At 66.0% G+C, this 22,301-nt stretch carries 14 protein-coding genes; 2 read left to right on the plus strand and 12 right to left on the minus strand.

The window, feature by feature from the left end; translation table 11 throughout:
* Nucleotides 1-14: 14 nt before the first annotated feature.
* The 6 genes from EWE75_RS12745 to EWE75_RS12770 form a co-directional block, all read right to left on the minus strand.
* Nucleotides 15-2,813 (minus strand): TonB-dependent receptor domain-containing protein, encoded by a 2,799-nt coding sequence (locus tag EWE75_RS12745; protein ID WP_130158044.1) that lies wholly within the window; start codon nucleotides 2,811-2,813, stop codon nucleotides 15-17.
* Between the two features lie 217 nt (nucleotides 2,814-3,030).
* Nucleotides 3,031-5,031, minus strand: coding sequence for an alpha/beta hydrolase domain-containing protein (locus tag EWE75_RS12750; protein WP_130158046.1), 2,001 nt, complete (start codon nucleotides 5,029-5,031; stop codon nucleotides 3,031-3,033).
* Between the two features lie 11 nt (nucleotides 5,032-5,042).
* Nucleotides 5,043-5,351 carry an AtuA-related protein gene (locus tag EWE75_RS12755; protein ID WP_130158048.1) on the minus strand — a complete coding sequence of 103 codons (309 nt, stop codon included), beginning with the start codon at nucleotides 5,349-5,351 and terminating at the stop codon, nucleotides 5,043-5,045.
* A gap of 1 nt (nucleotide 5,352) precedes the next feature.
* The gene (locus EWE75_RS12760; RefSeq protein ID WP_130158050.1) at nucleotides 5,353-6,696 is read right to left on the minus strand and encodes an acyclic terpene utilization AtuA family protein; all 1,344 of its coding nucleotides are present in this window, start codon (nucleotides 6,694-6,696) and stop codon (nucleotides 5,353-5,355) included.
* A complete protein-coding gene (locus tag EWE75_RS12765) occupies nucleotides 6,693-8,006 on the minus strand; it encodes a CitMHS family transporter (RefSeq protein ID WP_130158052.1) in 1,314 nt (437 codons plus the stop codon). The genes EWE75_RS12760 and EWE75_RS12765 overlap by 4 nt, the downstream gene beginning before the upstream one ends.
* Nucleotides 8,007-8,079: 73 nt before the next feature.
* Nucleotides 8,080-9,006 carry a LysR family transcriptional regulator gene (locus tag EWE75_RS12770; protein WP_165388372.1) on the minus strand — a complete coding sequence of 309 codons (927 nt, stop codon included), beginning with the start codon at nucleotides 9,004-9,006 and terminating at the stop codon, nucleotides 8,080-8,082.
* Nucleotides 9,007-9,120: 114 nt separating this feature from the next.
* Here EWE75_RS12770 and EWE75_RS12775 point away from each other — a divergent pair, with 114 nt between their 5' ends.
* Nucleotides 9,121-11,322 carry a beta-glucosidase family protein gene (locus EWE75_RS12775; RefSeq protein ID WP_130158057.1) on the plus strand — a complete coding sequence of 734 codons (2,202 nt, stop codon included), beginning with the start codon at nucleotides 9,121-9,123 and terminating at the stop codon, nucleotides 11,320-11,322.
* Nucleotides 11,323-11,508: 186 nt separating this feature from the next.
* Here EWE75_RS12775 and EWE75_RS12780 read toward each other — a convergent pair whose 3' ends face one another.
* Entirely contained in the window at nucleotides 11,509-13,641 is a 2,133-nt protein-coding gene (locus tag EWE75_RS12780) for a M3 family metallopeptidase (RefSeq protein WP_130158059.1), read from the minus strand.
* A 91-nt stretch (nucleotides 13,642-13,732) separates the two neighbouring features.
* Nucleotides 13,733-14,626: an exonuclease domain-containing protein gene (locus tag EWE75_RS12785; protein WP_345789381.1), complete on the minus strand. Its 894-nt coding sequence runs from the start codon at nucleotides 14,624-14,626 to the stop codon at nucleotides 13,733-13,735.
* A 124-nt stretch (nucleotides 14,627-14,750) separates the two neighbouring features.
* Between EWE75_RS12785 and EWE75_RS12790 the strand changes: the two genes are divergently transcribed.
* On the plus strand, nucleotides 14,751-16,820 hold the full coding sequence (locus EWE75_RS12790; protein WP_130158061.1) for a catalase: 2,070 nt from the start codon (nucleotides 14,751-14,753) through the stop codon (nucleotides 16,818-16,820).
* A gap of 347 nt (nucleotides 16,821-17,167) precedes the next feature.
* Here EWE75_RS12790 and EWE75_RS12795 read toward each other — a convergent pair whose 3' ends face one another.
* The 4 genes from EWE75_RS12795 to EWE75_RS12810 form a co-directional block, all read right to left on the minus strand.
* On the minus strand, nucleotides 17,168-18,151 hold the full coding sequence (locus tag EWE75_RS12795) for an MBL fold metallo-hydrolase (protein ID WP_231708336.1): 984 nt from the start codon (nucleotides 18,149-18,151) through the stop codon (nucleotides 17,168-17,170).
* A gap of 185 nt (nucleotides 18,152-18,336) precedes the next feature.
* Nucleotides 18,337-18,672 (minus strand): hypothetical protein, encoded by a 336-nt coding sequence (locus EWE75_RS12800; protein WP_130158065.1) that lies wholly within the window; start codon nucleotides 18,670-18,672, stop codon nucleotides 18,337-18,339.
* Between the two features lie 51 nt (nucleotides 18,673-18,723).
* A complete protein-coding gene (locus EWE75_RS12805) occupies nucleotides 18,724-19,101 on the minus strand; it encodes a lysozyme inhibitor LprI family protein (protein WP_130158067.1) in 378 nt (125 codons plus the stop codon).
* A 124-nt stretch (nucleotides 19,102-19,225) separates the two neighbouring features.
* Complete coding sequence (locus EWE75_RS12810) at nucleotides 19,226-22,291, minus strand: glycosyl hydrolase family 28-related protein (protein WP_130158069.1); 3,066 nt, start codon at nucleotides 22,289-22,291, stop codon at nucleotides 19,226-19,228.
* Nucleotides 22,292-22,301: the final 10 nt, after the last annotated feature.

A 22,301-nucleotide genomic window follows, 5' to 3' on the forward strand; every position in this document is an offset into this window, starting at 1 on the left:
GCAAATCAAACGGCTTAGAACTTCGCGCCGATGCGGACATAGGCCTGACGCCCATAGGGGTCGCCCAGCGTCGAGAGAAAGCCGGTGTACAGAGCCTTGGCAGGCGCGGTGTCGAACGCGTTGATCATGCCGAGCGTGAGTTCGTACTGTTTGTCCGCCCCGAAACGCAGGCCATATTGCACGTCGAACACCGACCATGCGCCGACCCGCGCGACTGTCGGCGCGCCGACGACCTGCTGATAGTCGTCGATCACGCTCGACACGTAGCGCCAGGTGCCGGAGATGAAGTGATCGCCGATCGACACATCGACGCCGGCAAGGTTGCGCCAGCGCGGCGCGGCTGCCGAGGTGAGGGGTGAGGTCTGGTAGTTGTTCCGGTGGCCGACGCCATCATAAACGACCGTGCCGGTGTCGACATCATAGGTCGCCAGATAGCTCAGGTTGTTGCGCAGCGTGATGTGCGCCGTGCCGATGTCGAAGCGATAGTTCGCCGCGATGTCGACGCCGGATGTGCCCGTGCCGCTGGGGGCGTTGTACGAGGAGACGATGACCGACTGCGCCACGCCGCTCGCATCGCGGATGACGTTCGGCCCGTTGGGATCGGCGTTGATCACCGCCTGGCCATTCTGAAGCTGGATCTGGTTCTTGTACTTGTAATGCCAGTAATCGACCGAGAGGCTGAGGTTCTGGATCGGCAGCAGCGTCGCGCCGACGTTGAACACGTCCGCCTTCTGCGGTTGCAGGCTCGGGTTGCCGTATTGCTGGACCGACCGGAAGGTCGTCGTGCCGTCGCGGGGATCGATGATGTTGGCGACGTTGGTGGAGATCAGCACGGCGGCGGAATTGGCGATACTCGGCGCCTGGAACGCCTTGCTCGCCGAGCCGCGCAGCGACAGTTGCGGCAGGACGCGCCAGTTCACCGCGATCTTGGGCGCGGTCGTGCTGAAATTGCCGTAATCCTCATAACGCGCAGCGGCGTTGATGTTGAGGCCGGTGACGAGTTCGTAATTCGCCTCCGCGAACACGCTCTTGACCTCACGGCTGAAGGCGGTGTTGCGGTTCGGCCCGAGGAAGCCGCCGAAGCCGCTCAACAGCAGGTCAGAATAGGTGTTCGACTGCTTTTCCTTGCGGTATTGCGCGCCGACCGCGACGTCGAGCGAATGTCCGGCGATCTGCGCGAGCGAGCCGTTCACGACCGCTTCGCCGATCATATATTCGATCTTCGACAGCGTCGTGACGTTGCTCTGGAGATTGTAGATCAGCGACGGGTCCATCTTGGACACATCGGCGGTGAAGGGGCTGAAATAGAGGCAGTTGCCGGCACCGGGCTGTGCGCCCGCACCCGGCCCGCTGTAGCGGATGTTGCAGTTCGGCCCGCCGTAGCCGTTGAGCGCCGCCTGAAAGAGATTCATGTCGGTATCGCGGTCGGTCGAGGAAATGTCCGCGCGCGAATAGGTCGCGTTGGCGGTGTATTTCCAGTTTCCAGAGATATTGCCACGCGCGCCCACGACGAACTGGCCCTGATCGACCTTGTCCTGGATCAGGCGATACGGATAGCCGGGAAAGCCCTGCGAGCCGATCGCTCGGCCGATGAAGGCGACATCGACGCCGAACGGATTGTAGGGGTTGCTCGCCGGCACGATCGGCGGACGCGCGCCGACGCGGTTCTGTGCGTAAGAGGGCACGCTGCGGCGGTTCGAATCCTGATGATAGATGCCGATCTCGGCGAACAACGTCTGGCCCGGCGCGACCTCGAACGAGGTGTCGTTGTGGATGAGGTAGCTCTTCGCCTCCGGGCGGATCGGGTTCTGCGCCTGGAAGCTGAACTGGCACGAGCCGAGGCCGAAGCCCGGGCTGTTCGCCGAGGGAACGTAGCGGCTCTTGCTCGCGGATGAGCCGCAATTGGGATCGACGACCGTCACCGTGCCGGCGGAGGATTTGAAGCGATCATACAGCGCGGAATAATTGTTGCCGTTGAGCACGACATCGCCGCCGGATGCGGTTTGCGGGCGCGAATAGAGCGTGAACGCGCCCGGATTGGCGCCCGCGCCCGAGGATGGATTGAAGAAATTGGTCACATCGCGCTGGCTGTTCTGAAGCCCGGCCTGATACCGGTAGGCGGCGGAGGTGACGGTGTGGAAGCGGTCGTTGCCGATGCCCCACATCGCTTGAACGGTGGCAGCCGGCGAATCGTCGATGTGCGTATACTGCGCGGAAACCTTCAGGCCGTTGAAGCGCGTGTTGGTGATGACGTTGAACACGCCCGCCACCGCGTCAGCGCCGTAGGTGGAGGATGCGCCATCGAGGACGGTCTCGACCCGGTCGATCGCGATCTCGGGCGTCAGGCTGTTAAGGTTGACGAACCCGTCGGCCGGTACGACCCGCCGGCCGTTGAGCAACACCAGGGTCGCGCCAGCGCCGAGCCCGCGCAGATTGGCGGACCGGGTATCGCGCGAATCCGCGCCGCCGCCCTTGGCGAGATCCTGAATGCCGCCGGCGCTGCCGACGTTCTGCGGAATGAAGCGGGTGATGTCACCGAGCGAGGTGACGCCGGTCTTGGCCAGATTCGCGGAATCGATCGACAGGATCGGCGATGCGCGATCTTCCTGCCGCACGTTGCGCAGATAGGAACCGGTGACGACGATGTCGGGCGCGATCTGTTCGGGGGCGGGCCCCGGCGGCGTTTGCGGATCGACGGCCGGTGACTGCGGATCGGCGACTTGCGCCGTCGCGGGCGTGGCCAGCATCAGCGCGAGCGCGGTGATCGAGAGACCGCCGAGAAGGCGATGCGGACATGCGAGCTGATGTGTCACCGGCAGTTTCCCCTTTTGTGGCCGGAGTGCCGGACGCGCGAGGGATCATGCCGCCAAAGGAACACTGGCGGTCGTATCAGGCAGGTCGCGGGCGACTTGGCCTTGCATCCTCTCGACGACGCCCGGCCCCGGACGTTCTTGTCGCTGTATTGAGTGGCCTGTTCCGTTCCAGAACAGAAATATAATCTTTTGATTGATCGATGCGTTGAACTGATAGTTACGGGCGCGTGACGAGGACGTCGCTTTCGACCGCCTGTGTGATGAGTTTTTGCGCGTCGTCGGCGCGCAGCCAGCCGTTCGCCTGCTGTTTGGCGACGACGTCGCGCACCTGCGCCACGAACCCGGCGTGATCGCGGTAGCGCTCTTCGAGCGATGGCCGCGGGTCGTGCGTCGCCAGCCGTTCGGCACGCGTGCGGGCGAACGGCACATAGCCGCCGAAGAAGCCGCAGCCGCCGCCTTTGCCCCAGCCAACCGACTGGATGTTCCAGCCGAGATAGGTGCCGAGCGGAACCTGGAGTTGCACCGAGGGGACGCCCGCCGTCTCGTTCCCGTCCGCGTTCACGCGCGGCACCCGCGACGGGATAACACCGCGCACGAGCGGTGGTTGCCGTGTGATCGCCCCGCTCACATCATGGTACGTGAAGCCGGTTCCCATATCGTAATCGAGAAACACGTTGAGCTTGCCCTCTGGAGAGGGTGCGCCCGGCCATTTGGGGAAACCGATCGCGGCGTCGTTCGCTTCGACGAGATCGCCATTTCTGAGCGTCGGGTAGCGGCTCGTCGGCGGTGCTTTGCCCTCGCGCACCCAGGCGATCAACATGCCTTGCGCGGCCCGCAGGCTTTCGAGCGACGAGTTGGGATTGCCGGGCAGCGCGCAGATCGGCGATTTGGGATCACCCTCGCTCTTGAAACCGCCCGTCCACGAACCGCCATGCGTGACCGACGGGAAATAATAGCGCCGGACACCGGATGGCAGCGGGAGATCGGTCTTGGCATCGGTGCCGATCAGCCCGGGCGACATGCGCAGCCCCCAGAATTCGGCCGAACCGAACGTCTCGATGATCTTGGGGCAGGTATGGCTTGCCGCGCAGCGATCGAGCAGGCTGCTCGTGCCGCGACCGCGTGCGACATCGTCATAGCGGCCCCACCACAAGGTGCCTTCGCTGCCGGGTTCGTAGAGCGTCGCTGCGCCGCCGGGCACCGCGAAACGCAGATTGAGCGGCACCTGCCGCGCGGCGATGTTCGGGTTGACGCCATCGAACACACGCTTGCCGGCCTCGTCGGCATTGAAGCCGAGATTGACGAAGCTCTTCAGGAAATTGCCCGATTGCGACGTTCCGCTCGCCACCGTCCAGCGGATCGACCCCGCCGGGTTGGCGGTGCCGCGATCATCGGGTTTGCCGCTGCGCAGATACGCGACGAGATCGCGCGTCGCGGCGAAGCCGATCCCGAGCACCAGCGGATCTTTCCCCTGATAGATCAGCGTATAGGCATAAGCGGGATCGAAGCCGCCGCGCACGCACAGCTTCGCCGGATCGGGCGTGCCCGGAAACGGCGTCGTGCTGCAATCGGCGAAGGCCCAGTCTCCCGAAGCGATATCGACGGGTTGCGCGGCGTCGCTGGTCTGTCGGAACAGCCGCGCCTTGGTCGTATCGAGCGATACCGGGGCGGGCCGCGCGGTCGGCTTGCCGATGCTGCCGGTGATCGGCAGCGATGTCGCGCCGGCGGGCATATCGACGAAGCGGGCGAGCACCGGCCCGGTCAGCGGGCCGCCGTCGCGCGCGTGGGCGATGGGAACGCTGGCGGACTGGACATCGGCGCCGGGCGTTAGATCGCCCTGCCAGCCGCTGATCACGCGGACGTTGCCGTCGGGATCGGCGTCGATCGGCCAGCCACCGCGGTTCGGGACGTCGTAGAACAGCACCCCGCTCGCTTTGGCGGGATCGACGGGTCGCGCGATCGCGAACGTCGCCGAATAGGCGACACGCCCGTGCGTGTCGCGCGACGCGCCTTCGATGTCGGTGATGATGCGATTGTGCGGGTCGGCAGGGTCGAGCGTGCCGAAGAAACGGCCACGCACGATTTCGTAGCGGGTTGGTGTGGCGGTCTTGGCCGGCGTCACACTGTCGATCTGAATATGTTCGAGGCGTGCCGATGCCGGCGCCGCCAGCAGCATCGCGAGCGCGGACCCCGCGAGGAAGATGTGCGATTTTGGCATGATCGAACCTTTCAGGCCGGGTCGATGACGAGATCGAGCAATTGCGCGCCGAGCGTTTTGCCGTGCGCGTCAAGCGCGAGCGAGCGCGTGACGCCGCCACGCAGCGCGCCTTCCAGCACGAAGTTGAGCGCACCCAGGGCCGGAAGCTCGTAGCGGCGGATGCTGCGGACGGGCAGGTCGGCGAAATGGGCGGCGACCCGATCGGCGGTCACATGTTCAGCCAGCAGGTCGAAATCGGCGACCGCATAGGCGATGACGGCGATCTGCGAGATGTCGCCTTTGTCGCCGGTGCGGATGTGCGCCACGTCGCGCAGGATCATGTCAGGCGACCTCATAATGGACGGCGGGCGAAATCCGTGCGCGATCGATCAGCGTCGAGGCGACCGCCAGCACCTCGCGGACGGCGGTGACGGCACCGCCGCCGCCGAACGGCCCGTTGGTGTAAAGCGCCTCGACCTCGGCGCCGATCCGCTCGGCTGCGGCGCGTGTGGCGGCGCGACCGGCGACGCGCACGCGGATTTCGCGCGGTTCGGGCGTGTCGCCGCGCCCAGTGCGGTCGATCGCATCGACCCCGATCATTTCGAAACGCAGATCGGTGACGGCAACGCCGGTTATGGCGAGCCGTTCGCGCACGACATCGAGCGCCAGCCGCCCGCGCGCGACCGCGCCCGGCCCGGCATAGGACATCTGACCTTCACCGAAGAAGCCATCGCCATAGCCGATCGACACTTTCAGCGTATCGGGTTGCGGCGATCCGCTGCCGCCGCTGACCGCGACCCGGTCGGGCGCGACCTGCTCGAAGCCGACGGTGCGGAAATCGGCGATGACATCGGCTTGCAAATACGCGCCGGGATCGAGGATTTCGTAGAGCAACTGCTCCTTGCACGTCGCGATTGACAAGCATCCGCCCGAGCCATCGACCTTGCCGAGTACCGCAGAGCCGTCCGCCGCGATGTCCGCGAAGGGAAAGCCGAGGCGCGCAAGATCCGGCACGTCCTTGACGCCGGGATCGGCGAAATAGCCGCCGGTGACCTGTCCCGCGCACTCCAGCAGATGCCCGACGACGGTGCCCCGGCCGAGCCGCTCCCAATCGTCGATCGCCCAGCCGAACGCATGGATCATCGGCCCCAGAAACAGGGCCGGATCACCGACGCGCCCGGTTATCACCACGTCCGCGCCGCCGGCCAGCGCGGCGACGATGCCGCCGGCACCGAGATAGGCGTTGGCGGATACGATCGCTTCGCCGAGGTCGCGGCTGGTGCCGGGCCGATCGGTCAGCGCGAAGTCGCCGGCGCGCACGATATCGAGCACGTCGTCGCCGGTGACGGCGGCGACGCGAAGCCCGTCCAGTCCAAGCTCGCGGGCGATCCGCGCGACGAGGCGGGCGGCGCCCGCCGGATTGGCCGCGCCCATGTTGGTGACGATCCTAACCCCGCGCGCATGCGCCGCCGGCAGCACCATCCGCATGCGATCCTCGAGCAGCGGGTCGAAGCCGGCATCGGGATCGATCCGGCGCGCCGCCTGCGCGAGCGCGATCGTCCGCTCGGCCAGACATTCGAACGCGAGGAAATCCAATTGGCCGTGTTCGACCAGTTCCAAGGCTGGTTCGATACGGTCGCCGGAGAAACCCGCCCCCGCACCGATGCGAATCGTCCGCGCGGTCATATCGAAAAGATCCCGAAAAGAAGCGCCGCCAGCGTCATCACGACCGACGCTCCGAACAGCCAGGGAATGGCGAAGCGCTGGTGCGCGCCAAGCTCGACGCCGCTCAGCCCGGCGACGAGGAACGTGGCAGGAGTCAGCGGGCTGACCGGGAAGCCAGTGGTCATCTGCCCCAGCAGCGCCGCCTGTCCGACCTGGACGGCTGGCACGCCGAAATGGCCCGCGACCTCGGCGATCACCGGCAGCACGCCGAAATAGAAACTGTCGGGATCGAACAGCAGGCTGAGCGGCATCGCGGCGAATCCCAACAATACCGGAATGCGCGGGCCGATCGCGTCGGGGACGTGCGCCACGGACGCTTCCGCCAGCGCTTTGATCATGCCCGATCCCGTCATGATGCCCGTGAAGGCGCCGGCGGCGAACAGGATACCAGCCATCATCAGCGCAGCGCGGGCATGGGCGTCGATGCGCTCGCGTTGCTGGCTGGCGGTGGGATAGTTGATGATGAGCGCCAGCGCGGTGCCGGCCATGAACACGACCACCGGCTCCATCAGTCCGGTCACCATCGTCAGCACCACGACGAGCGTGATCGCCACGTTGATGGGGTACAGAGCCGGTCGCCGCAGCGCGCGCTCGGCATCGCTGGGTTCGTTGGAACTGGCTGCCATCGCCGGGCCGGTCGACGCGGGTGTCTGTCGCTCGATCGCGAGACGGCGCTCCTCACGGATGCCCAGCCACCAGGACACCGCGAACACGAAGACGAGGCCGACGATCTGAACCCCGATCATCGGCGTGAAGATCGTCGCGACCGGCAGTTTCAAGGCGGCGCTCGCGCGCAGGGTCGGCCCGGTCCAGGGCAGGAAGTTCACCCCCGCCGCCATCGATGCCGTGCAGGCCAGCACGCGGCGGTCCATGCCGAGCCGGTCATACAGCGGGCGCAAGGCGGGGATGGTGATGAGGAAGCAGACCGCGCCCGATCCATCGAGGTGGATGAGCAGCGCCAGCAGCGCGGTGCCGACGGTGATCCGCGACGGGCGCTCGCCGACCAGTCGCAGCACCGCGCCGACCAGCGGCGCGAGCAGCCCCGCATCGGTCATGATCCCGAAGAACAGGATCGCGAAGACGAACATGCCGGCGACCGGGGCGATCTTGGCGAGGCCGGCAACGATATATTCGGGAATGCCCGGTGCGACGCCTGCCGCGATCGCGCCCGCGATCGGGATGAGGATCAGCGCGGCAAGCGGCGACACGCGATTCGACAGGATCGCGGCGAGCAACGATATGATCGTCGCAGCGGCTATGAGCGCCAGCATCCTTCTCCTCCCGCATCGGCTGTTGGTTTGTGCCGCCCATGATGCCGCTGGATGATCTATCCAGCAATTCGACTTATCTGATGGAGCAATCAGCTTTTAATATCGATTGCAGGCCGGCCATCACGGCTGCCAGAAACGCCTCGGCGGCCGGTGACACGGTGCGGTTCTCCAGACGGACGACGCCGATTTCCCGCGACACGCGGGGCGGCGCCATCCGCCGCCAGGCGACATCGCCACCGACACCCAACATCGGCAAGGTCGAGAGCGGCAACAGCGTGATGCCGAGGCCGGCCGAGACGAGGCCACCTACGGTCGCCAGTTGCGAACATTCGTACAACGGGCGGACGAGCAGATCGGTCTTGGCGAAGGCCGCGTCGGTCAGCAACCGCACGCTGCTGCGCGGTTCCATCGCAATGAAGGGCCGGTTCGAAAAGACCGTCCAGTCGACCGGCGTGGCGATGTCGTCCGCATCCTGCCGGCGACACACCAGCACACATTCGTCATCCATGATCGGATCGAAGCGGAAGCCGTCGCCGGAGCCGGGCCGGGTGGTGATGGCGAAGTCGATCAGCCGATCGAGCATCTGCTGGTACAAGGCGCCGGAAAGGTTATCGCGAAGGATGACCTCGACCTGCGGATGCGTCTGGCGGAACCCGGCGATGATCGCCGGCAGGAGATGGGCGGCGGCGGACGGCAGCGCGCCGACGATGACGCGCCCGCGCTGCCCGGCAAACGTCTGCTGGAGTTCTTCGAAGGCGAGATCGAAATCGCTGGCCAGACGCTCGACGGTGGGAAGCAACGCCGCGCCCGCCGGCGTCAGCGCGACATTGCGGGAATTGCGATCGAACAGGCGAACGCCGAGCTCCTCTTCGAGCAGCTTGATCGTCCGGCTGAGCGCGGGCTGCGATAGATTGGCGAGCCGCGCCGTCTCACTGAAGCTGCGGGTGATGGCGACCTGCATGAACAGACGAAGGCTCGACAGGCTCGGCGTGCGGCGCATGATCCATCTCCTGCGGGATCGATAGCGTCGTCTGATGGATATATGCAAATCCTCTATTTTTATAATAGAGCTTTGTAGGCGATACGAAGGCATGAAAACACAGGGAGAGCGGTGATGGTTCGAGCGGGCACGATGCGGCGGTATCTGGTGTTGGCGATGGGGAGTGCGCTGTCGATACCAGCCGCGTCCCATGCACAATCGAGTAAGCCGAGCGATCCCGACGCGCGCGCCGCCGCTGTCGAGAAGCAGATGACCGACGCTGAACGCGTCACGATCACCCACGGCATCATGGCTATTCCCTATGGCGCCACGAAAATCCCCGATGGCGTTGTGTTCGGGGCGGGATATGTCGAGGGCGTTCCCCGGCTTGGCGTGCCGGCACTCGCCGAAACCGACGCCAGCCTTGGCGTATCCTATGTCGGCGGCCTGCGCAGCGACGGCGCGACCGCGCTACCATCGGGGCTGGCGATGGGCGCTACCTGGGACCCGGACCTTATCCGGCGCGGCGGTGCGACGATCGCCGGCGAAGCGCAGGCGAAGGGGTTCAACGTTCTGCTCGCCGGCGGCATCAACCTCGTCCGTGATCCGCGCGGAGGCCGCAACTTCGAATATCTTGGCGAAGATCCGCTGCATTCCGGCCTGTTGGCCGGCGCCGCGATCACCGGCATCCAGTCGCGGCATGTGATATCGACGGTGAAGCACTTCGCCATCAACGCGGTCGAGACCGGGCGCCAGTTCCACAACGCGGTGATCGGCGATGCGGCGCTCAGGATGAGCGACCTGCTGGCCTTCGAGATCGCCATCGAACGCGGCAATCCCGGCTCGGTGATGTGCGCCTACAACCGCGTCAACGGTGCCTCGGCCTGCGGGAACGATGCGCTGTTGAACGGCGTGCTGAAGCACGATTGGGGGTATAAGGGGTTCGTGATGTCGGACTGGGGCGCCGTCCACGGGCTCGATTTCGCCCTCAAGGGCCTCGACCAGCAATCGGGCGCACAGCTCGACGCGAAACTCTATTTCGGCGCAGAACTCTCCGACGCGGCGCGGCGGGACAAGCGCTACAAAGCTCGGCTGACCGATATGAACCGCCGCATCTTGCGGTCGATGTACGCCGTCGGCATCGACACATATCCGCCAGCGAAGGCACCGATCGACTTCGCGGCGAATGCGCGGGTGGCGCAGAACGTCGCCGAAGAGGGTATCGTGCTGCTTCGCAACCGTGATGTCCTGCCGCTCGCCGCTAAGGCCCAGCGGATCGCGGTGATCGGCGGTTTCGCCGACAGCGGTGTACTGTCGGGCGGCGGCTCCTCGCAGGTGCAAGGCGTCGGTGGCCCCGTCGTGGCGATCCCGACCGTCGGCGGACCGTTCGCGGCCGTGCTGGCACAATCCTATCAGCGCTCCTCACCGCTGGCGGCGATCGTGGCGCGCGCGCCCAAGGCCGATGTCGTGTTCCGCAACGGTCGCTACATCGCCGATGCGGTCGCCGCCGCGAAGAAGGCCGATGTCGCCATCGTCTTCGCAACGCAGTGGATGACCGAGGGCCTCGACGCCCCCGATCTGTCGCTGCCCAATGGCCAGGATGCGCTCATCGCCGCCGTCGCCGAGGCCAATCCCAACACCATCGTCGTACTCGAAACCGGCAGCCAGGTGTTGATGCCGTGGCTCGACAAGACCGCAGCCGTGCTGGAAGCATGGTATCCCGGCGCGCGCGGCGGCGAGGCGATCGCCGCGATCCTGTTCGGGGACGTGAACCCGTCGGGACGGCTGCCGGTGACCTTCCCGGCATCGGTCGACCAGCTCCCGCGCCCGAAGCTGCCGGGCAGCGACACGATCGAGCCCGATTTCCTCGGGTACGGCAAACCGGGGCAGACCCTCGATATCGACTACAATGTCGAGGGCGCCGACGTCGGCTACCGCTGGTTCGCCAAGCGCCATGCCGCGCCACTGTTCCCGTTCGGGTTCGGCCTCAGCTACACGCGCTTCGAACATGGCCCGCTGACGGTCGTGCCGGGGGCAACGCCGGTGGCGCGCTTCGCCGTCACCAACACCGGCAAGCGCAGCGGTGCCGAAGTCGGGCAGGTCTATCTCACCGGCACGCCCGCTGGCGACACGACCCGTCTCGTGGGTTTCTCGAAGGTGACGCTGAAGCCCGGCGAACGCCGCGTTCTCGAAGTTCCGATCGACCCGCGCCTTCTCGCAACATGGAAAGACGGCCGCTGGGATATGGCGGCAGGCACCTACCGCTTCGCCGTCGGCAGTTCCGCAGTGGACCTCGAGGCACCCGTCGCGACCGGATTTCCCGCGCGCAAGTGGTGAGGGTGCCGGGAGGCGGCGGACGCCGGTAGGCCTCCGTCGTCCGCCCGCACGGCCGGGGTTTCTGGGCCAGGTTTAAGGCTGGATCGGCGCGAGCAATCCTCGCTCTCGACCCGTCCATACTGTGGATCGCGATCGGCCTATCGACCGGCACCCCGCGTTTGCGCGGTGCCGGTCGATGCTGCGGCGTTAGGGATTGGTCCTCGTGCCGTCCGCGTTCAGCCCGAGATCCTTCAGGAGCGGCCCGACCTCCGGGTCTTTTCCGTAGAAGGCGCGGAACATCGGTGCGTATTCCTCGGTGTGGCCTTTCGAGAGGATCATGTCGCGGAAGCGCTGGCCGTTCGCGCGCGTCATGCCGCCGTTGCGCTCGAACCAGTCATAGGCGTTGTTGTCGAGCATCTTGGTCCAACTGTAGGCGTAATAGCCGGCCGAATAGCCATTGCCCCAGATGTGGAGGAAATAGCTGGAGCGGTAGCGCGGCGGCACGTCGGTCGTGTCCAGCCCGGTCGCGGTCAGCGCCTTGGCCTCGAAGGCGTCGACATCCTGGCGTGGCAGGTCGGCGCCGATCGAATGCCACGTCATGTCCATTTCCGCCGCCGCCAGCGCCTCGCCGAACGAATAGCCGGTGTTGAACGTCGAGGCCCGCTTGATCTTGTCGATCAGCGGCTGCGGGATCACCGCGCCGGTCTTGTAGTTCACGGCGTAATGCGGGAGCACCTTGGGATCGAGCGCCCAATGTTCGTTGAATTGCGACGGGAATTCGACGAAATCGCGCGCCACGTTGGTGCCCGAGACCGACGGGTAGGTCTGGTTCGCGAACAGGCCGTGGAGCGCGTGGCCGAATTCGTGGAACATCGTCGTCACGTCGTCGAACGTAATGAGGGCGGGCTGTCCGGCCGCCGGCTTCTGGAAGTTGCCGACATTGTAGATCACCGGCCTGGTGCCGAGCAGTTTCGACTGGTTGACGAAGTTCGACATCCACGCGCCGCCATTCTTGTTGTCGCGCTTCCAGTAGTCGAAATACATCAGGCCCAGCGGGCGGCCGTCCGCTTCGAACACCTCATAGGTCATGACGTCGGGGTTGTAGACCGGCAGATCGGTGCGGCGCTTGAAAGTGATGCCGTATAATTGCGTGGCGGCGTAGAACACGCCGTCCTCCAGCACCTTGTTGATCTCGAAATAGGGTTTCAGTTGGTCCTGATTGAGATCGTATTTGGCCTTGCGCAGCCGCTCCGAATAGAAATCCCAGTCCCACGGTTTCAGCGCGAAAGTCCCGCCATCGGCCTTGATCTGCGCCTGCAACTCGGCGGCCTCGCGCTTCTGTTCGGCGGCGATCGGGGCGCCCAATTGCTGCATGAAAGCGAGCGCGGTCTTGGGCGTTTTCGCCATCTGGTCGGTCAGCACGTAATCGGCCCAGGTCGCGAAGCCGAGCAGCTTCGCTTTCTTCGCGCGCAATTGCGCGATCGTCGCGATGGTTTCGCGCGTATCGTTCGCGCCACCGCGTTCGGCGCGAGTCCAGCTCGCGTTGAACAGCGCCTCACGCGTCGCCCGGTCGGTCAGCGAGGCGAGGCTTGGCTGCTGGGTCGTGTTCTGGAGCGACACCACCCACTTGCCCTTGAGGCCCCGTGCCGCCGCGGCGTCCGCAGCGGCGGCGATCTCGGCATCGGACAGGCCGGCCAGCTTCGCCTTGTCGTCGACGACTAGCGCGCCCGCCTTGGCGGCGGCGAGCAGTTTCTGCTGGAAGGCGGTTTCCAGGCTCGAGAGCTGGCTGTTGTACTGGCTGAGCGTGATCTTGTCCGCCGCCGAAACTTGCGCGCCGGCCTTCACCATGCCCTCATAGGTGATCGTCAGAACCTGGAGCTGCTCGGGGGTGAGCTTGAGCGACTGGCGCGAGTCGTACAGCGTCTTGACGCGTGCGAAGAGCTTGGGATCGAGGTTGATCGCGTCCCGGTGCGCGGCGAATTTGGGGGCGAGATCGGTCTCGACCTTCTGCAACGTGTCGTTGGTATTCGCGCCGGTGATTCCGTAAAAGGCGTTGGAAGCGCGTTCGAGCAGCCGGCCGGATCGTTCCAGCGGCACGATCGTGTTGTCGAAGGTCGGCGCGGCGGGCGTATTGGCGATACGGCTGACCTCGGCGCGCTGCTGCGCCATGCCGGCCTCCAACGCGGGCTGATAATCGGCGTCCTTGATCCGGTCGAACGGCGGCGCCTCGTAGGGCAATGTGCTTGGTGCGGCGAAGGGGTTGCTGGCGGGAAGCTGCTGGGCCGAAGCGGCGGTGGTGGACATCAGGACGACCGCCGTGGCGGCAAATATCGAACGCATAGGTATCCCTCGACTGGATGATGGCGCGGTGATGGACCCGCCGACGGAGAGGGGCAAGCCGTCCGATGCGTGATGTTTCGCGACCGCCGCGTCACCGCGCTTCGAGGCGATGCGCGATCTCCGCTTCGTCTAGGATCTCCAGCAACGAACCTTCGCGCCGGAGTTCCTCGGCGCGCCGGTAAGCGGGGGCGGCATGATAGAACCGGCCATAGGGCTGGTCATTGCTCACCACGAGCATCGTCGTGGTGAGACCGACCGAAGACACCACGCGCGCGCCTGCTTCGGCGAGCTGACGGGCGAGGGGTCCGTCGCGCGGCGCTCCAAGGATCGCGATGCGTTCGCCCTTGAGCGGTCCGTCTTTCGCGGCCTTTGGCGCGGCGCCGCCGCGAGGGGTGAAGGGGGCCAGCCAGCCGGCCAGATCGATGCCGGTATGCTCGATCGCGCGCACCACCACCAAACCGGCCGCGCGCGCATCGCTCAGCGCGTCGTGGTGTTTGTGGCGGATGCCGAGATATTTGGTCAGCACGTTGAGCCGGTGGCTGGGCAAATCGGGCCATGCCCGCTGGGCGACGCGCACGCTGTCGAGCCACGTCGTTTTGATCGGTGTACGATCATGGACTCGGCACGCGGCGGCGAGCGCGCCTTTGTCGAAGTTGGAATGCGCGACCGTGATCCGTCCCGAGAGATGGGCGTCCACGGTCGGATGGATGTGCGCGAAGCTCGGCTTGCCGGCGACATGATCGGCGCTGATGCCGTGGATGCGGATGTTGAACGGGGAGAAGTCGTCGCGCGGATCGACCAACATCTCGTAGCTGAGGACTTCCACGCCGGCGCGGAATCCGACGATCCCGATCTGGCAGATGCTGCTGACCCTGGGGCACGCGGTCTCGACATCCACGACGACGAAGTCCGGGGCCGTGTCATCGTGCGCTGGTACAATCGAGGGCGCGGTTTCGGACGACATCATGAGCATCGCGCGGACCATATCATGCTCGCTCCGCTCCGGCGAGCGTCAGGAAATTTTCCGATCACGGCGCATCGCGGGACCGAGATCGGCCCCGGCGCGTTCCTGATCCCGTGAGCGAAAAATGCTTTGGAGTGATGGCGTTATGACCGATTTGAAGACTTCGACCGGCAATGGCGGCGAGACGCACCAGCAGGCGTCGGGCGACGCGCCGGTGCTCACCACCAACCACGGCGTTCCCGTCAGCGACAATCAGAACAGCCTCCGCTCGGGCGAGCGCGGGCCGACGCTGCTCGAGGATTTCGTGCTGCGCGAGAAGATCTTCCACTTCGATCATGAGCGTATCCCTGAGCGGATCGTCCACGCGCGCGGATCGGGCGCGCACGGCGTGTTCGAGGCCACCGACGACATTTCCGATCTCTCCATGGCGGCGGTGTTCACCAAGGGCGAGAAGACCGAGGTGTTCGTGCGCTTCTCGACCGTCGCCGGTGGCGCCGGATCGGTCGACACCCCGCGCGACGTGCGCGGCTTCGCGGTGAAGTTCTACACGCGCGAGGGCAATTGGGATCTGGTCGGCAACAACATCCCGGTGTTCTTCATCCAGGATGCGATCAAATTCCCCGATCTCATCCATGCCGTGAAGATGGAAGCGGATCGCGCCTATCCTCAGGCCGGCAGCGCACACGACACCTTCTGGGACTGGGCCTCGCTGATGCCCGAATCGACTCACATGCAATTGTGGGCGATGTCAGACCGCACGCTGCCGCGCTCGCTGCGGATGATGGAAGGGTTCGGCGTCCACACCTTCAAGCTGGTCAATGCCGAGGGCAAGGCGAGCTTCGTCAAGTTCCACTGGAAGCCGCGGCTCGGCATCCAGTCGACGATCTGGGACGAGGCGCTCAAGCTTCAGGCCGCCGACAACGACTATCACCGCCGCGACCTGTGGGAGTCGATCGATACCGGCGCGTTCCCTGAGTGGGATCTCGGCATCCAGGTGTTCGATCAGGCCTTCGCCGACGCGCAGCCCTATGACGTGCTCGACGCGACCAAGCTGATCCCCGAGGAGGACGTTCCCGTCCGCATCATCGGCACGATGACGCTCAACCGCAACGTCGACAATTTCTTCGCCGAGACCGAACAGGTCGCCTTCCTGCCGACCAACATCGTGCCCGGCGTGGATTTCTCGAACGATCCGCTGCTGCAGGGGCGGCTGTTCAGCTATCTCGACACGCAGAAGTCGCGGCTGGGCACGACCAACTTCCACCAGATCCCGATCAACGCGCCGCGCTGCCCGATGCACAATTTCCAGCGCGACGGCATGATGCAGACGCAGGTGCCCAAGGGCCGTGCCAATTACGAGCCGAACAGCCTAGCGGCGCACGGCGAGGACGGCGGCCCGCGCGAATCGCTCGCCGGCTTCGCCACCGCCAACGCGGCGACTGGCCCTGACGAGCAGGGTGACAAGCTGCGCATCCGCGCCGAGACCTTCGCCGATCACTACAGCCAGGCGCGGCTGTTCTACCGCTCGCAGGACGCGCACGAGCAGGCGCATATCGCGTCGTCGTTCGTGTTCGAACTGTCCAAGGTCGGCGTGCTCGATCAGGTGCCGCCGCGCGTGGTGGCGAACCTGCGCAACGTCGATGAGGATCTCGCCAAGCGCGTCGCCGACGGGCTGGGCATCGATCTGCCGAAGAAGGCCAAGGCCGCCAAGGAGCCGATCGACATGGCGCCGTCCGATGCCTTGTCGATCCACAAGAACATGAAGCCGACGCTCGAAGGCCGGTCGGTCGGCATCCTCATCGCCGACGGCACGGACGCTGCGGAACTCGACGCGGTCATCAAGGCGGTCGAGGCGGAGAAGGCGCGGGCGATTATCGTCGCGCCGAAGGTCGGCGGCGCCAAGCTGTCCGACGGGACGGTGCGCAAGGCCGACGGTCAGCTCGCCGGCTCGCCGAGCCAGATCTTCGACGCGGTCGCGATCATCCTGTCAGACGCCGGCTGCAAGGCGCTGCTCAAGGAAGGCGCGGCGGTGCAGTTCGCGATGGACGCGTTCGGGCATCTCAAGGCGATCGGCGCCAGCGCCGCCGCCAAGCCGCTGCTCGACAAGGCCGGCGTCGAAGCGGACGCGGGCGTCACCGATCTCGGCAAGGCGTTCGTCGCGGCGGCCAAGCACCGCTTCTACGATCGCGAGCCGAACGTGCGGACTTTGGCCTGATTTACGAACCCGGCCGGCGATGGCTGGCCGGGTTTGATTTGGGCGGGCGGCTGTTGACCGGGGACCGTAACCGGCTCGCGCATTGGCGGGGATAGATGGCAAAGGTGAGCCACAGGACGCACCGTGCGGGAGTGCCACTTTTGACGGTGCCCGACGTGCGGACGCACCCCTCGCGCGGTACGAAAAGGCGCCTCATGGTTGGTGCAGACACTGTCAAAGGGCGTGGCCAGCAGCATGCCATTGGCCCTGCGTGTAGGACAGGTCCAGTGGCATGAGGTGGCGAAGGGCGGAAAAGGGGTGAAGGATCGCCTGACCGCTTTCATTCGGTCAGCCTGCGTGAGTAGGCGTCAGGCCGACCCGAAGATGTAGCTGCTTCCGACGACCGACCGGATCACTTTTTGCGGCATGGCAGCCATCGCGGCGGAGACAAATGTCTCGCCGGTGCAGTGGCCCGGAATGACGTAATCCGGGTTGATCGCCTGCATGAGTGCCAAGGTTTCCATCGCCTGATCCCGCGTCTGCGGGGGGACAAGGTGAAAACCTCCAACGATCGCGTGGACCTTGTCGATGCCGGATACGGCCTGCGCGCGCCGCACCGTATTGATGATGCCGCGATGGCTGCACGAACCGATCACGACCAATCCGCGTCCCGCAACATTGAAGGCCGTGCCGAGTTCGTGCTCGGCATCGTCAACGACGAAGCTCTTGTCGCGCTTCGCGGGATCGAGCAGATGCCGGTCGCAATTCTGGCCGAGGAGCATTCCGGTCGGCACACGCGGACGTTCTGGTGAGACGAACGGGATTTGGCCCGTTGTGAAACCCTGCCCGGCGACGATCCGGGGATCGCCCGAGACGATGAGGTCGATCCCGGCCTGACGGATCGCCGGCCGATCGATCGCACCGAAGGACGCGCCGTCTGGATCGGTTCCACGGATGCGGGCGCAGAACGCTTCCTCGCCGCCCACGAACAAGGGCGTTCCGCGCCGGACTTTCCCACTCGCGAGAAAGCCATCAAGACCACCGAAATGATCATAATGGCCGTGGCTCAATACCATCGCGTCGATCGTACCTGGCTCGATGCCCAGCAAGGCCATATTGTTGAGCAAGGCAGCCGGAGTATATCCGAAATCGATCAAAGTCGTGCGCGCCGCGCCGGCGGCAGACGACTTCGCCAACAGGGAATATCCCCATTGCCCGGCAAAGGCCGTGTGATAATCGGCGGTGATTGGCGGCGGCACGACACGAATATCGGGCCGTGTGATCGATGCGCCGAAGACGCTCGTCGTGCTGTCGACCAGCACGGTCAGGTGGAGCAGATCGACAGACGGCACCGCAAGCGCGTTGGCCGCATATAGCCGCGACGCCGGTATCAACGATGCGCCCGCCAAGGCCAGAAGTGATCGGCGACTCAGCTCCACGACTTCCTCCGAAAGCTCGTGGCGTTACCGCTGCCAGATTATAGCGGGCGACGAAAGCCGCATTAACGCTGCCTCCGCTTTCCGTCCGGCTCCCCGCGTCACCGCCGCTGGCGCGACACCACGATGCCGCCGAGCAGCAGCGCGACGCCCAGCCCGATCAGCAGCATCGCCAGCGCGTTGCCGCCGATCTCGCTCGAATTGGCGGCGCTGATCGCGCGGGCTGCCGAGTCGGCGTCGGTCGCGGTCATCTGCGCGGCGAAGGCGGCTTCGTCGCAGCGGGCGACCATGTCCGCGCCATTGTCCTTCATCTTGTCGCGGCATTGCTGCGCCTGCGCGGCATCCGCCTTCGGCGGGCCGCCCGTCACCTGCATCACCGCGCCCGCGACGAGCAGCACCAGCCCCAGTACGATCAGGACGATCGGGTTCTTCTTCATGAGCATTCCTCTCGACCGTCCCGCCGGCGTGTCGGCCGGCGGGACATGGCATCAGAACCGGACCTGGCTTTCCAGTTCGTCGGCGCGGGCCGCCGTCTTCAGCACGACGCAGCGGCTATCGACGGTGTCGCTGTTGACCTTGCAGCTATAATCACGCTCGGCGATCCAGCGGCGTTCCTGATCGCGCAGCGCCAGCTTCTCGGACGGATTGCTGGCCAGTTGGCGCATCACGCGCTGATAGGCCTTGTTGAGGCGATCGTCCTGCGCGCCGGATTCACGCTGCGCGCAGACGTTGCGCTGGACGGTGTTGTTGCCGGCGCGCGCCATACAGGCTCCGAAGGCCGCGGAGAGGTGCGGCGAGTCCTGCGCGATTGCCGGAGCGGCGGTGCCGGCGACGACGGCCAAAGCCAGGACGAAGGTCGATTTCATACGTGTCTCCTGATGTTTCCGATACGCTTCCGTTACGGAACGCACGACATCGCAATGGGCTGCATGTCTTTCGAACGTATCACGACATCGGCTACCGCGCCGGTCGGGCGCGGACGGTGCTGCCTCAATCGAGCGCCACGCCGTAGAGCGCGTGATGGGTCAGCACGAACAGCGTCTTGCCCTGCGCGCCGCCGACCAGCAGTTGCAGCGGCCGCTCGGGCAGGTCGATCCGGCCGATCGCCTTGCCATCCGGCGCGTAGACGAACACCTGCCCGTTGGCGACGTAGACGCGGCCCTGCGCGTCGGTGGTCACGCTCTCGCCGCCGCGATCGGCGACCTTGGTGAGGTCGCGCACCGCGCCGCCGGCGGCGACACGGCCGCGATAGGTCTTGTTCTCCGATGCGTTGGTGACGAACACTTGGTCGCCCACGCGCGCGGTGGTGAAGCCGTAGCTGTCGAGCGCATCCGAGAAGCGCCAGCCGAGGAAATTGGATGGCCCCTGCTGGAACGTCCGGTAGGCGGGCAGCGTGAGGCTGCCGTCGGGCGAAACATATTCGCGTGGGTGGGCGAGGCCGATGTCACGCACGAACATGTCGGCGAGCGTCGGGTAGGTGTAGGTCTTGGGGTTGAGCTGATCCTTGAACTCGCCATTGACCCAATAGTCGACCGGCAGCACCGTCGCCGCGCCGGGATGATCGGTGGCGGGCGTCGGCGGGATCACCGTGATCGCGCCGTCGCGGGCGGCGGGGTCGAGACTGTAGACGGTGCCGTCGCGCCCGTCCGACGACAGCACCAGCAGCTTGCCCGAACGATCGACCGCGAGGTTGACGGGATCGAGCGGCGTGTCGCGTACCACCACTAGCCCGTCCGCGCGCGACCATGCGTAGATGCGCTGTTTCCAGTGATCGACGAAATAGAGTTTGCCCTGCGCATCGATCGCGCCGCCCGCGGCGGAGAAGAAGCCGTCGGCGAGCCGTTCGACCTTAATGTTCGCGAATGCGCCATCCGGGGCGGGGACGACGGGGTCGGCAGGCACGTCGAGCGCGGCGAACTCGCGTTCGCGCACTTCCAGCCCATGCGTCACGTCCTGAATGGCGTTGTCATAGGCGAATTTGCTCGCGCGTAGGTACGTCGCGCAGCCGTTCTCGTCGCAGGTGCCAAGCCCGCTCTCGGCGTTGACGTGCATGTTACGGAAGCGGATGCGTTGGGAGTCGGTCAGCCGCACCGCCGCCGCTGCAGGCTTGAGCGAGCGCGTGACGCGATAGGCGTGGAGATTGGCGATCAGCAGGTCGTGGCTGTGGCGGATCTCGAACGAGACCGCATCCTGACTTTCGCCCGCTTCCTCCTCGGTTTGCGGCGCGAGGAACTCCCAATTGGCGACATGATCGAGCACGAAGTCGGCGCGGGCGTGATGCTCGATCGACATCTGGTAGACATGCCCCGGCGTATCGGTGTCGGAGACGAGCATGCCGGCCTGCGCATATGTGTTGGGGCTCCACAGATTGGCGAAGGTGCCGCCACCGCCGCGCACCCACAGGCTCGGATATTGCGCGTCCCAGCGTTTGGCGGGGTCGGCATCGCCGGTGTGGTTGGCGTTGTACGGGTCGAACCGGCTGCCGTCGGCGAGGTCGGTGCCGTGGCCGCCCTGGAACTTGACGTCCTCGACCAGTGAGTTCGCACCGGCCTGCCACAGCAAGGCGGTCGCGCGCGGGTTGATCCCGCCGGTGAACAGGCCGAGCCCGGAGACGATCGCATCGCCGCCGCGTGCGCTCTCGATCAGCGGCTTGGCGATGCCGACGCCTTGGAAGGCAGGGGTGCGATCGGGCAGGATGATCTGGGTGAGGCTCGGGTGGAGCGCGACTAGCACCGTGTCTGGCTTGAGTCGCAATGTATCGGTGACGACGTAGCGCCCGGCCGGGAAATAGACGGTGCGGTGCGTGTCGATCGCGCGCTGGATCGCGGCGGTGTCGTCGCTCGCGTTGTCGCCTTTCGCGCCGAGCGTGTGGACGTTGGCCCATGCGGTGGTCGCCGGCAGCGCGCGGATCGCAGGGGGTGGCGGTGCTGGCAGGCGCGCGAGCGGGGCGGCTTGCATCACTGTATCGTAGTGGCCGGTCATGCCGAGGCCGGGTAGCGTCAGGCCGTAGCCGAACCGGCTCACCCGGTACGTCGGGCCGGCACCCGCGACCGTTTTGCCGCTGTCGCGGAAGCGCGCGAAGGTCGGCGTGGCGCTGGCGACGGCGTTCTCGAAGCCGATTTGGGTGTAGACGTTGTTCTCGTTGCTGATGATGACGGCGGCGTTCGACACGTTCTCGAACCGCACGTCCTTGCCCCACAGCCAGTCGCCATAGCCGCGATCCACGTCGATCGCGGTCGGCACGTTGCGGAAGGCGACGTTGACCAAGGTCAGGCCCGCCTCATGCTCGCGGATCGCCGCTTCGCGCTGCCCGTCGAAGCTCGAATCGAGCAAGGTGAACTGCCATGCCGGTGACGGCTTCTCGGTGAGGATGCCGTAGCGCCCGCCGTGAAAGTGCAAATCCTCGGCCTGATTGGCGACCTGATAGAGTCCGGCCAGCCCCGAGCCGAGGTCGAAGTCGATATGCGCGAGATAGGCGTGCTGCGCGGCGTGGAAACGGATCGCGGTGGCGGCGGGGTTGCCCGCGCCGATCGCGAAATCCACGTTCGCCAGCGCAGGATAGAAGGTGCCGGGGTTGGCGTCGGCGATGTCGGGGTTGAACGGCACGCTGCCCGGCGGCGGGAAGGGCACGCGCCCGGCCTTGAGCCGCTCGCTTGCGCGAATTCCGGCCTCGCCGGGTCTGGCACCAGCGAAGATCACCATGTTGGCGACGCCTTGTTGGAACCCCGGCGTCGCATCCCCCAGCACGATCACGGGCCGCGTCTTGCCGACGCCGAACACGCGCACGCCCGGCCAGATGTAGAGCGTGCGGCTGATCCGGTAGCGCCCCGACGGCACGAACACGATCCCGCCGCCGCCCTTATCCGCTGCCGCGTCGATCGCCTGTTGCAGCGCGGCGGCATCGTCGCTGCGCCCGTCTCGCGCGCCCGCGACGGTGACGGCGCGGGGATCGTCTGGCGCGGTGACGTACACCGATGGCGATGCCGCGACCGGCGTTGCCGCGACCAACGTGGTGGCGAGGAGCGGGGCGCGAAACGGGGTGAACCAGCCGGACATGGCGCATCCT

This window comes from Sphingomonas populi, assembly GCF_004208535.1.
Lineage (GTDB): Bacteria > Pseudomonadota > Alphaproteobacteria > Sphingomonadales > Sphingomonadaceae > Sphingomonas > Sphingomonas populi.